This is a genomic window from Pseudomonas sp. B329 (genome assembly GCF_023127835.1).
In the GTDB taxonomy this organism is placed as follows: Bacteria; Pseudomonadota; Gammaproteobacteria; order Pseudomonadales; family Pseudomonadaceae; genus Aquipseudomonas; species Aquipseudomonas synxantha_A.
On the sequence record NZ_SPKP01000021.1, the window covers coordinates 164,536 to 176,594 of the forward strand.

The 12,059-nt window shown below is 57.7% G+C and carries 11 protein-coding genes and 1 pseudogene; 7 read left to right on the forward strand and 5 right to left on the reverse strand.

Features of this window, described 5'->3' with window-relative positions; translation table 11 throughout:
- Window positions 1-117 precede the first annotated feature (117 nt).
- Window positions 118-522 (reverse strand): hypothetical protein, encoded by a 405-nt coding sequence (locus E4P00_RS13120; RefSeq protein ID WP_248131694.1) that lies wholly within the window; start codon window positions 520-522, stop codon window positions 118-120.
- 489 nt (window positions 523-1,011) lie between these two features.
- Here E4P00_RS13120 and E4P00_RS13125 point away from each other — a divergent pair, with 489 nt between their 5' ends.
- Window positions 1,012-1,323 carry a DUF3077 domain-containing protein gene (locus E4P00_RS13125; protein WP_078822402.1) on the forward strand — a complete coding sequence of 104 codons (312 nt, stop codon included), beginning with the start codon at window positions 1,012-1,014 and terminating at the stop codon, window positions 1,321-1,323.
- A gap of 140 nt (window positions 1,324-1,463) precedes the next feature.
- Here E4P00_RS13125 and E4P00_RS13130 read toward each other — a convergent pair whose 3' ends face one another.
- The 3 genes from E4P00_RS13130 to E4P00_RS13140 form a co-directional block, all read right to left on the reverse strand.
- A complete protein-coding gene (locus E4P00_RS13130; protein ID WP_032879341.1) occupies window positions 1,464-2,075 on the reverse strand; it encodes a 3'-5' exonuclease in 612 nt (203 codons plus the stop codon).
- Between the two features lie 31 nt (window positions 2,076-2,106).
- Window positions 2,107-2,583 carry an NYN domain-containing protein gene (locus tag E4P00_RS13135; RefSeq protein ID WP_005791666.1) on the reverse strand — a complete coding sequence of 159 codons (477 nt, stop codon included), beginning with the start codon at window positions 2,581-2,583 and terminating at the stop codon, window positions 2,107-2,109.
- A 120-nt stretch (window positions 2,584-2,703) separates the two neighbouring features.
- Window positions 2,704-3,426, reverse strand: a complete 723-nt coding sequence (locus tag E4P00_RS13140) for a DUF2076 domain-containing protein (protein WP_248131696.1) — start codon at window positions 3,424-3,426, stop codon at window positions 2,704-2,706.
- A 183-nt stretch (window positions 3,427-3,609) separates the two neighbouring features.
- Here E4P00_RS13140 and E4P00_RS13145 point away from each other — a divergent pair.
- Window positions 3,610-4,269: pseudogene (locus E4P00_RS13145) on the forward strand (YciC family protein).
- 41 nt (window positions 4,270-4,310) lie between these two features.
- Complete coding sequence (locus E4P00_RS13150) at window positions 4,311-5,399, forward strand: endonuclease/exonuclease/phosphatase family protein (protein ID WP_005791671.1); 1,089 nt, start codon at window positions 4,311-4,313, stop codon at window positions 5,397-5,399.
- A 3-nt stretch (window positions 5,400-5,402) separates the two neighbouring features.
- Here the strand turns inward: E4P00_RS13150 and E4P00_RS13155 are convergent, their stop codons facing one another.
- Entirely contained in the window at window positions 5,403-6,170 is a 768-nt protein-coding gene (locus E4P00_RS13155; protein WP_103734841.1) for a TIM barrel protein, read from the reverse strand.
- 189 nt (window positions 6,171-6,359) lie between these two features.
- Between E4P00_RS13155 and E4P00_RS13160 the strand changes: the two genes are divergently transcribed.
- From E4P00_RS13160 to E4P00_RS13175, 4 genes are all read left to right on the forward strand, one after another.
- The gene (locus E4P00_RS13160; RefSeq protein WP_005791674.1) at window positions 6,360-7,262 is read left to right on the forward strand and encodes a GntR family transcriptional regulator; all 903 of its coding nucleotides are present in this window, start codon (window positions 6,360-6,362) and stop codon (window positions 7,260-7,262) included.
- A gap of 219 nt (window positions 7,263-7,481) precedes the next feature.
- Entirely contained in the window at window positions 7,482-9,938 is a 2,457-nt protein-coding gene (locus E4P00_RS13165; protein WP_248131698.1) for a membrane-bound PQQ-dependent dehydrogenase, glucose/quinate/shikimate family, read from the forward strand.
- A 332-nt stretch (window positions 9,939-10,270) separates the two neighbouring features.
- Window positions 10,271-11,008: a TSUP family transporter gene (locus E4P00_RS13170; protein ID WP_005791677.1), complete on the forward strand. Its 738-nt coding sequence runs from the start codon at window positions 10,271-10,273 to the stop codon at window positions 11,006-11,008.
- Window positions 11,009-11,039: 31 nt separating this feature from the next.
- Complete coding sequence (locus tag E4P00_RS13175; RefSeq protein WP_248131700.1) at window positions 11,040-11,996, forward strand: TauD/TfdA family dioxygenase; 957 nt, start codon at window positions 11,040-11,042, stop codon at window positions 11,994-11,996.
- The last annotated feature ends 63 nt before the right edge of the window (window positions 11,997-12,059 follow it).

Consider the following 12,059-nt stretch of genomic DNA (forward strand, 5'->3'; position numbering starts at 1 on the left):
CTAGGTCAAAGACTGCAAGCCCGGCAGCGACGAAGGGGATGCCTCGCCCGATGATGCCAAATACCCGGACCGTGCCAAACGTTGCCTTTGCCATTCTGGCCATGGAGGGTTGCTTGATCAACGTACGAGGGAAAAGCGCATTCCGATCAGGCTAGCCAGGTTCGTGGTTTTGCTGGAGCTGACGTGAACCCAAGCACCCACCGCAGTTTTGCTTATCGGTATGCCCGCCGCACCAGTGATCACGGTGGCTGCCGTGAGGCCGTAGTGTTGCTGTGTACATTTCCAGAGTTCATCAAACGTCGTATCGGGCACAGCGGGGTCAGCGTGAATCGGCTTGAGTAACTGGTAATGAGGGCCATGACTCCAACCTGGCGAACTCGGCAACGCTATGACTGCCGGGCAGCTTGTCATCGTGTTCCCCACATGAAACGCCATGCTTGAACTGGAACCCAGATCAATGCCATTTGATTCGAGCTCCAACTTGCTTCGCACGATCGCTGTATGAAGGTCGCTTTCCTGCATGTTCTTTGTCCCTGTGCGTGAATGACACACAGGATGGTAGGCCGCAGTAAAACTCGATGGATGAGTAAAGAGGAAAACCAGAAAGGTCCTAGATCATAGCCGGATTTGGCCTACCGACCATTCAGCGCCCAGGTGAAAGAGACCTCAAAACCCCAGTGTTTCAGTGGCCAGCAAGACCAATCCCTTTCATTTGCGGGACGTTTCCTAGAGAATCCCACGGCCTTGTTTCCGTCGCATCAAGTAGCTAGTCTCGCTGCTTCATCGAATGTTCGGTGAACGGACGTGCAAGTCCGACGACGGTAATACGCAACAGCCCTAGCTCCCAACGCCTGGTTTTAGTCCACGCGTTATGCGTTATGGCAGCTGTACGCGGGAGATCTTCGGATCTACCGGACTCCGTCTCGGTCTTGCACACCTGCGTACTGCTGCCACCCTAATTCGTGTGCAAGCGAACGGTTGCAGCTTCTTACCTGACGGAGAAGCTTCACCATGGCCAAAAAAGTCACCCCCGACCCACCCAAGTCCAAAACCGACTTCCTCAGCGAAGACGCCCTGCTCCACCGTCGTGCCATCGACTACTACCTCAAGGCATCCGCCCCGGGTGCGCCCATTTTTATCCTGAATGACAACCTGAGCTTCGAAGACGCCCTGGCCCATGCGGCGGATTTGTTGCATTGCGCGGTGGAGACGGCACATGCCTCGGGAGAGGTGATGAAGGCGCCGCAGCGGGCGGTGATGCATTTGGTGGAGATGGCGAAGGGAGTGGTGGACCAGGCGTTGGCGTGCACACAGCCTCGATAGGCGCCGCATCACTAAATGTGGGAGGGGGCTTGCTCCCGATGGCGGTGTATCAGCCAGCTTATTTTTAGCTGACACACTGCTATCGGGAGCAAGCCCCCTCCCACATTTGGATCTTTGGTGTTCTTGAGAGGGTGGCTGGTTTAGAACCCGCGATGCTTTTTCAGGTGCTCATTGATTTTGGCGGCAGGCACTTTCTGCAAGGTGCATAACAGGTCATGGGACAGTTCGCGCAGGCCGTGGGTCTGGCGCAGTTGCTGGGCCAGGTGGGCCGTGAGGTTGGCGGCCATTTCCGCATCCGCCAGCGCCCGGTGAGCCTGGCCGGTGTGGGGCAGTTTGGCGTAGGCGTTGAGGGTGCCGAGTTTGTGGTTGGGCGCAGCCGGCATCAGGCGGCGGGCCAGCAGCAGGGAGCAGGCGAATTTCTGCAGGCGGGTGCGGCGGATCAGGCCGAGCTCATAGTCCCAGAACTTCTGGTCGAAGGCGGCGTTGTGCGCCATCAAGGGCGTGGTGCCGACGAACTCATTGACCTCGTTCATCACTCGCTCAGCCGGTGGCGCACCGCGCAGCATGGCGTTGCTGATGCCGGTGAGCTGTTCGATAAAGGCCGGTACGCGCACACCGGCGTTCATCAGGCTCTGGTAGCGGTCCACGATTTGACCGCGCTCGAGGATGACCACGCCAATCTCCGTGGCCCGGCATTGGCTGCTGGGGGTGATGCCGGTGGTTTCAAAGTCGATGACCGCTATACGTTCCAAACCTGCTCCAACTCCATTCAACAATCTATTTCTATTTGAGCAACAACGCGCCTTCGATCGGCACGTAGTGGCTGGCGGCGCGTATCAATGAGTTGGCCGTCAGCCCCGGCACGCCGTAGGCCACGGCCCGCACGCCATGCTTTTGGATGATGCGTTCGAGCAGCATGTCGAAATCGCCGTCACCGGAGGCCAGTACGATTTCGTCGACATGGTCGGCGGCGTCCATGATGTCGAGGGTGATGCCCACGTCCCAGTCGCCCTTGGCCGAGCCATCGCTGCGCTGGATATACGGCTTGAGTTTTACCGTAAAGCCCAGGTTGCGCAGGATCTGCTGGAATTGCTGCTGCTTGCTGTCGCCACGGTCGATGGCATAGGCATAGGCCTCGACAATCTGCCCGCGAGCGCTGATGTCAGCCCACAGGGCGGCGTAGTTGAAGTGGCAGCCATAGGCTTGGCGCACGGTGTAGTAGAGGTTTTGTACATCGGCGAACACTGCAATTTTCTTCACCGCACTTCCTCATGGACAGCCAGGCGCCAGCGCCCGGAAAGGGCGCCAGTATGCCAGCCAAGGGAGCGTTTCCGGGAAAAAATCAGACCGGAGCGCCGTGGCGCCCCGGGCCAAGAGGTGTCAGACGAAGGAATCGTCGTCGCCGAAGGAAGAGGAATCGTCGGAATAATCGCTGTCAGCCAAGTTGTCAGAGTTGTTGCCCCAACTGTCATTGCCGGCAAACTTCTGGTCATCGTTGCCCCAGTCACCCTGGTCGCTGGCCGGTGCCGGTTGTTCGATGATTTCTTCCACCACCTGTGGCTGCTGATTATGGTGGAACAGGCTGCTGATGCCTTCGGCGAGCAACACACCACCGGCCACACCGGCAGCGGTCTTCATGGCGCCGCCGAGGAAACCGCTGCCCACGGGTGCGCCAGCCGGTGCTTGCGGCGGCTGATAGTTTTGCTGCGGTGCTGGCTGGTTGAACGACGGCCGCGCCGGCTCACGCCAGCCGCCACCGGAGTTGTTCGGCGCAGGCTGTGGCTCACGGGAGCTACCGCCAAAGATGCTCGACAGGAACCCACCACCACTGGCCGGCGCCGGTTGCGCCGACTTGGCCCGCTGCAGTTCGTCCTGCAATTGCTGGATCTGTTGCGCCTGTTGCTTGTTTTGCGCATCCAGAGCCTGGAGCGCATGTTCCTGCACCAGCAATGACTGGGTCATGTAGTAGCCGGCGGCCGGCTGGCGAGTCATGTGCTCCTTGATCCGCGCTTCGGCCTGGGCGTCGCGGGGGGCTGAGTCCGTTTCGGCTTGCTGCAACCGTGAAAACAGTCCATCGATCAGGGTTTGCTCTTCGCTGTTCATGGCGACCTCGTTAGATTGCCGATAAAAAATTCCGGTCCCGCCTGTGATCAGGCCGGGTGCCTTCCAGTTATGGGGATGTTACGAGTTGTTTCAATGGTCTTTACTCAAGGTTTACGTTTGCGCCCCTTTGGACCCTGATCGGTTAAAGTGTGGCCCTCTGCTTCCAGGCCTGTGATGACCCTGATGAATCCGTTAGACGTTTTGCGCGACTCCTTGCGTTTTACCCAGCGCAACCTGGGCGCCATCGTGCAGTTGTGCCTGCCGTTGGTGATCCTTGAAGCCCTGCTGCAACAAATACTGGACCACACGCTGGGCCCGGATGCGTTTCCCGGCTAAAGCGTGGTCGTGGGTTTATTGGTGTACCCGCTGTACACCGGCGCCCTGATCCTATTTCTCGACGCCCGCACCCGTGGCGAGTCACCACGCACCAAGGATGTATGGGCCATGGCATTGAGCCTGTGGCCGCGCTTCGCCCTGCTGACGGCCATGAGCACGTTGTTGATATTGCTGGGCCTGTCGCTGTATTTCCTGCCGGGCTTGTGGCTGATGGTGGTGTTGGCGTTTGCCGAATACCTGCTGGTGCTGCGCGGTATGCCGGCCCTGGAGGCGATGAAGGAGAGTTTTCGCCTGACCCGCGGGCATTTCTGGCGAATCCTGGTGTGCCTGCTGTGCGTGATGACGCCGTTGTGGCTGCTCAAGGGTGCCAGCGTGGCGGCGTATCCCGAGCCCGCGCCGCTGCTGGGGCTGTTGATGGACAGTGCGCACAGCTTCCTGCAGTTGTTTACCAGCGTGGTGCTGTTCCGTTTATTCATGTTGATCGGTGGCGACGCCGACGCGCGGTGATATGCTCCGTGCCTCTTCTGACACGCATATAAGCCGAGCCGATGACCCGTTTATTGCGCATCACCCTGTTGAGCCTGTTGATCATCGCCGGCCTGCTGGCCGCGCTGATCTACAGCCTGACCTGGCGCCCTGCCGACAAAGAAACCCTGCCTGTCAGCTGCGTGGCACCCCGTGCGCCGACGCTGCTGCCGGGGCAGGCGCTCAAGGTCATGACCTGGAATGTGCAATACCTGGCCGGCAAGAACTACGTGTTCTGGTACGACACCCCGGACGGCAGCGGCCCGGACGATCGCCCTACTGTCGAAGACATGGCCTTCAGCCTCGACGAAGTGGCCCGGGTGATCCGCGACGAACAACCCGACATCCTGCTGTTGCAGGAGCTCGACGAAGGCGCCAAACCGTCCCACTATCAGGACCAGCTTGCGCTGTTGCAGGAGCGCCTGGTCGACCTCTACCCGTGCAGCGCCCAGGCCTTCGACTGGAAAGCCGACTTTGTGCCCAGCCTGCATATCTTCGGCAGCGTCGGGCGCAAGCTGGCGACACTCAGCCGCTACCAGATCGAGCACGCCGAACGCCTGCAACTGCCGACCGCCGATGCCAACGTCATCAGCCGCCAGTTCCAACCCAAGCCAGCTCTGCTGCTGACATATCTGCCCTTGAGCGATGGCGGCCAACTGGCGGTGCTCAACACCCGCCTGGACGGCGGCGCACCTGGGCGCAGCGCGGTGCAGGAGCAAGTGGCAAGCACGGTAAAACTGCTGGATAAACTCGAAGGTCGCGGCACACCCTGGTTGATTGGCGGGGATTTCAACCTGCTGCCACTGGGCCAGTTCCTGCGCCTGGACGCGGGCAAGCGTGGCCAGTACTCGCCGGACAGTGAGTTGCATCTGCTGTGGGACAAATACCCGATGATCCCCAGCAACAGCCAATCCAGTGGCATCGACCGTGAGAAATGGCTGACGCACTTCCCCAACGATCCAAGCCTTGATGGCCCGGATCGCACCCTGGATTACCTGTTCTACAGCTCGCGGATCAAACGCGTGGAAGCGAAGGTGCGGCAGGAAGATACGTTGCGTATTTCCAACCATCTGCCGGTGATCGCCCGCTTCCTGCTGCCTGCCGCACAATAACCCCTAGGGTTTCAACGCCTGGGCCCGCAGCGGCTTAAGCCACTCAAGGCTTTCAACCGTGGTGCCGGATGGGCGGTACTCACAGCCGATCCATCCTCGGTAGCCACGCTGCTCCAGCGCCGCGAACAAGGCGGCAAAGTCCATGGTCCCGGTGCCCGGCTCGTGACGCCCCGGGTTGTCGGCGATTTGTACATGGACGGTCCTGTCGTAAAACTGCGCCAGTACCCCGGCTGCGTCGCCGGTCAAAAGCTGGGCATGGTAAAGATCCAGAATCAGCCCGACACTCGTAAAGGTTTCCAGCACCTGTTGCGCCTTGTTGAAGTCAGACATGTAATAGCCCGGCATCGCCTGCGGGCAGATCACTTCAATAAGCGCGCGCAAACCCTGATCTTCGAGGTACTTGACCGCGTATTCCAGGTTACTTGCGTAGGCAGGCGCGCTCTCATCCTGGGGCGTGGTCACGCCAGACATGATGTGCACATCCGAGCAGTTCAGCGCCTTCGCATAGCGGGCCGCCTCGCGCAGCCCATCGCGAAATTCCTGCTCCTTGCCCTGCAAGGCAGCGATGCCTTTGGTAACACCTGCCGGCGCTGCGAACTGAATCAACGGCAGGTTGTATTGAGCCAGGTGATCGGCGAGCAGGCTGGCGTCAAATTCATAGGGCGATGGGAACTCCACCGCCCTGAAACCGGCAGCGGCGGCGGCTTCGATGCGTTGCAGAAAAGGCAATTCGTTGAACTGGAAACCGAGGTGAGCATTGAATTTGAGCATGGGTAACTATCCATCCTGGGAATAAACAAATCATCAGCCTGGAGCCTCATTCGCGGCTCCAGCGCCACGCTATTGAAAGTGGTCAGTGCAAATACTCATGCTCTTCGTATGGTATTTTCCCACTCCAGTGCGGTGGGGGCATCTGCCCCGACGGGAACGGACTGAAGCTAACCATTCGGAATAAAACCTGTGATCAAGAAAGACCTCGCCCTGCAGTTGGCCCCACGCGTCATCGACATGGTTCGCGCCCGTTCGATGAAAGCCGGTGAGCCCTTGCGCGAGCAGACATTTGCGCAAGCGCTCGGGGTGTCGCGCTCGCCGATCCGGCGGGTTTTTGCCTTGCTCGCCGAGTGGGACCTTGCCATTCAAGAGCCCAATCGTGGCTATTTCCTCAAACAAGGTGCCGGGCAGATTCAGGAAGCCGCAGTCCCTTGCGCCAGCGATCCGTTCGAGGACTTTTACCTTCGCGTGGTCGACGACATTCTGAGCGGAGAAATACCGGCGCACTTTTTCGAAGCGCAGTTGTTGCGACGCTATGAGGTGCCCCGGGGGCAGTTGCTCAAGGTGCTGAACCGGTTGGCCGGCGAAGCCATGGTGGAGCGTAAGCCAGGCCAAGGGTGGGGTCTGAAGGACTTCGTGCATAACACGCAGGCGCATATTCATAGCTACCGTTTCCGGATGGCCATCGAACCGGCGGCGCTGCTTGAGCCCGGTTATCAGGTCAATCACGCCGCGTTTGCCCAGGCCAGGCAACAGCAACAGGCCTTGATCGACGGCGAGATCCAGACCTTGTCCCGCGCGCAACTGTTCCAGCTGGGGGCCCAGTTTCACGAAATGATCGTGCAGTGCTCCGGCAATGTTTTTTTCATCGACGCCATACGCCACCAGAATCAGCTCAGGCGCTTTATGGGCTACAAGGCCAACATTGATCGCACGCGTCTTAAGGCGCAATGCCAGGAACACATCCATTTGCTCGACCTCATCGAGTCTGATCGGCGTGAAGAAGCCGCACAGTTTCTCTGGCGCCACCTGGATCAAGTCGGCCGACTCAAGACTGATCAACGCGCAGTGCCAGAAGAAAGCCAAATCTAGAGCACGTCACTGACTACCCGTCAGTGCCGCAGCTTCGCCATCACCGCGCCCAATAACGGGCCAAGCAGCCTAGCACAATTGTTTCTGATCAAAACAGAATACAAAAAAATCACCAAACAGTTAATTTTTTCACTACATATTGTATTTCGTTACAACAATAGGCAATCATGCGCGCCGCTCGGACTCGGATCCGTAACGAATCGCACAGGGATGGTGGCCATGAACGAAAGGACGTTGGGTAGTGCAGCGGGAGTCTCAAACCTCCTGTTCGGGGTGTACAACACAGTGGTTGCCCTGCTTGGCGTGATGCTGGCCTATAAAGGCGGCGTGCTGATGGCCGCGGGCGGGTCACTCTATTACGCGATGATGGGCACCGCGCTGTTGTTATCGGCCATCCTCTTGGGCCTGAAAAAGTCCCTGGGCCTCTACCTTTATGGCGCAGCCTCTGTGGCCACCTATGCCTGGGCGGTGTGGGAGTCTGGTTACGATGGCTGGGCCTATATTCCACGCCTGGCCTGGCTGGCGGTTCTCAGCGTGCCGTTCCTGGCGTTCTGGCCCGTGGTACGGCGTGATTTTGCCAACGTCAGAAAAAGTCATTACTTCACCATTATGGGTGTGCTGCCGCTGGTGATGGGGGCTACCATTCTGGTGCCGCTGTTCTTCCCCACAAGCGTTCACCTTGCCGACTCGACGCTTGCCACCACACGCCCCGCCGCCGCCTTCAGCCGCAGTACTGTCGACTCTCCAGACGGCAATATTGCCGCGTCACACACCGAGACCAACTGGACCGCCTATGCAGGCTCCAACCTGGGCAACCACTATTCAGCCGCGTCGCAAATCACGCCTTCGAATGTGTCGGGCCTGGTCAAAGCCTGGGAATACCACCACGGCGACGTGAAGCAACCCGGTGAGAAAACCAAGTACTTGAACGAAGCCACGCCGATCAAGGTGGGTAACTCGCTCTACACCTGCACCCCCAAGCAAATCATCATTTCCCTGGATGCCACCACTGGAAAGGAGAACTGGCGATTCGACTCCAAAGTCGACCCGGACTACTTCGCCAATGGCGGCGCCTATTGCCGTGGTGTCTCTTATTTCGAAGTCCCCAATGCCAGTGGCTTGTGCGCCTCGCGCATCATTTGGGGCACCAATGATATTCGCCTCGGCGCGGTAGACGCCCTGACCGGCCAGGCGTGCCCCGACTTCGGCAACGCAGGCTTTGCGGATTTGAAAGACGGGCTGGGCACTTTCAGAAAAGGCTCGACGGGTATCACGTCTGCCCCTCTGGTCATTCGCGGGGTGGTGATCACCGGTGGCCGAGTACTCGACTCGGATGTGCGCCCTGCCCCCTCGGGCGTGGTGCGCGCCTACGATGCAGTGACCGGCAAACAGAAGTGGGCCTGGGATTTGGGCCGGCCAGACACCAACGCCCCCGCGGGTAACAACGAGACCTACACCCTCAGCACCCCCAACTCGTGGGCACCGCTGTCGGCCGACGATGAACTGGGCCTGGTGTATGTCACCACCGGCAACGCAGCGGGCGACTTCTATGGCGGCACCCGCACAGCACAAGAAGACACGTTCAGCTCGTCCCTGGTCGCACTGGACGCCACCACCGGTAAAGTCCGCTGGCACTTCCAGACAGTCCACCATGATCTATGGGACTACGACCTGAGCCCGCAACCCAGCCTGATTGATTTTCCGACGGCTGCCGGGCCACGCCCGGCCATGATCCAGGCGACCAAATCCGGCCAGTTGTTCGTGCTTGACCGCGCCACCGGCGAACCACTGGTGGATATCGTGCAAGCTCCTGTCCCACAGGGCACCGCCCCGGGAGACTACACCGCAGCCACCCAGCCACTGTCCCCGGATATGCCGAGCACCATGGGGCGTCCATCGAAAACACCGGAAGTACTGACCGAAGCCAATGCCTGGGGCCTGACGCCTTTCGATCAGATGCAATGTCGCCTCGAATTTCGCCAGGCACGCTACGAAGGGATCTTCACCCCGCCGGTCGTGGGACAGCAAAGCCTGATCTTCCCCGGCCATCATGGCGGCTTGAACTGGGGCGGTGTGATGGTCGACCTCAAGCGAGGGCTGCTGATCATCAATAACCAGCGCCTTCCTTATATGCAGGGGCTGGTGCCTCGCGAACAACTCGACGCCATCAATGCCAAGTCGTTCCAGGAGTCGCCGGGCAATGCCCAAGGCTTCCGCGTCCAGGCCGGCCTGCCTTACGGCGCGATTAAAGATCCGTGGATGTCATCCCTGGACCAGCCTTGCATTGCGCCACCCTGGGGCTTTATCTCCGGTATCGACCTGCGCACTCGCGATGTCGTGTGGAGCCGCCCGTTCGGCACAGGCTATGACAGTGGACCTTGGGGGATCGCCTCCAAGATGCGCTTCGAAATCGGTACGCCGAGTGATGCAACCGGCGTGACAACCGCTGGCGGCGTGACGTTCATCGGCGCCGCTATTGACCGGTTCATGCGGGCTTACAACAGCGAAAGCGGCGAACTGCTCTGGGAAGAACGCCTCCCGGCAGGCAATCAGGCTTCGCCCTTGACCTACATGAGCCAGGGTCGACAGTACGTGGTGGCGGTGGTTGGCGGTCATGACCGAATCCCAACCAAGTTAGGTGACAGCATCATCGCCTGGGCCCTGCCTGAGCAGTAAAAATCGAGTGCTGTAAGAGAGGCTCGCCATGAGCGTATCGGTGGGTAAAACATATACATGTTCTACCCCCCTCAGTCATGGCGTAGTTTCTGGCACATATCGCATCACTTCAGAGTGATGACAGGCTAATGACTTATCGCGGGAATTTTATAAGTAGCGGCCATCACTGCTGCCCTTTATTCACGTAGCAATACCCACTTCTACGCCAGATTCAAAGCGCCTGACTCTCTCAGCGCGCTCGCAGGCGATTGCGCCCGGTTTACTCAGCCGGTGAGAAGCCTGCGCATCGATATATATGCTTTACGTTTTATAAAATTGGATAGGAATTAACAATGCTCGAACTTTCTGATGGTTTGTATCTATTGGTGGGCGTCAGTTTTATTACGTCATTCATGACGGCTGCCATTGGCGTGGGCGGCGGGATTGGACTGCTTGCGGTTATGCCTCAATTCATCCCCATTTCTGCGGTTGTACCGGTTCACGGCTTGATTCAAATGGTCAGCAACGCCAGTCGATTCGCGTTTGACTTCAAAAGTGCAAAAGTGGAAATCCTGCCTAAATACGTTATCGGCTGCCTGGTCGGCGCGTTCATCGGTTACTTCTTCATCGGCAAATTTCCCGAGCAATATTTATCACTGATTCTCGGCTTCTTCATCCTGGCCATCACCTGGACCAAGATCGTCGCACGCCTGGGTTTTATATTTAAAAACTTTGCCCTGGTGGGCTTTTTTCAAACCTTCCTTTCACTGTTCGTGGCCGTAACCGGTTTGATATCGCAGCCCATCCTGATGAAGATGAATATTAATAAAAACGAAGTAATTGTCACCCACGCCATGCAAATGAGCGTACTGCACGGGCTCAAGGTCGCCGCCTTTGTTATTGCAGGTTTTGCGTTCATGGATTACGCCAACCTGATCATCATCATGATTACCGCCTCTACATTGGGTTCGTACTTGGGCGGCTTTCTCAGAGACCGTATATCGCAGCGTGTCGGCGCAATGCTGTTAAAGGCAGGGGTGACGTTTTTTGGTTTGAAGATGATCTTCGATCATTTTTTCAACGGCCTGTAAAAAGTTCTTCCAATAAAACAAGGAGCGTGAAATGAGCACACGTAAGTTTGATTTTTTTGAAACCAAAGAAATCTCAACGTTTCTGAAAGAGCATGGATATTGCGTTATCAAGCCTCAAGACCACTCTCTGGAAGCCTTTAGAGAGACCGCCGGCAAGTTTGGGCTGATTCAGTTTCATACCAAGTCCGATGAACACGGTGTGGTGGGCGGTGGCGAGCCGATCAACAAGGACTGGCAACGCTTCAAGGATGATTATCATGGCGAACTGTCGAGCGATTTTTTCCCGCATACCGATGGGTCATTCTTGAATGGCATCGCCTACGTAGAGGGCACTGCGAAAAAAATCACGCCACCCAAATTCGTCATTCTCCAGTGCGTTTCAAAGCCTGAATTTGGCGGCGACAACTTCCTGGTGGATGGGCAGAAAATCTACAATGACCTGCTTGCCCATCACGCTGACACATTAAAAATATTGATGACCAGCGGCAGTGTCACTTACTGCCGCGACGATTTGCTGTCCATCGATTGCGCAGTCTTTGAAAAAATCGATGACGAAACGTTAAGAATTCGCTACCGGTATGACAGCACTGCGTTTATTCCCGAATGGGCCAACGCGGCGTTTAAATACATCCAGACCCACTACTCCACCAACGAACGTTACATTACCCCCATCAGCCTTGAGCCAGGGGACATCCTGGTGATGGATAACCTGCGGGTCCTGCATGCCCGGCATAAATTCATCGATGGCAACCAGCAGAGAAAAGTAAGAAGGCTGTGGATCGCTGATGACGCGAGCACCACATTCAAGAACATCCTGGATCAGTCGCCGGTGCGCAGGGCCATGCTGCCCTTTCAGAACTACAATATTGCCCAGTCTGAAACCGCCGGGCATTCGTTCATCGAGTACACCTGCGGCATCCACACCCAAACGAGCAAATCGTTGCCAAACGCACATAAGCAATTTGACAGTGCGCTTGAAGCGCTTTAAGCCCTTCAAGACAACCTCCTTGCTGTGATTCAACGCTTTCAGGTAACCCCCCAGTCATCAAAA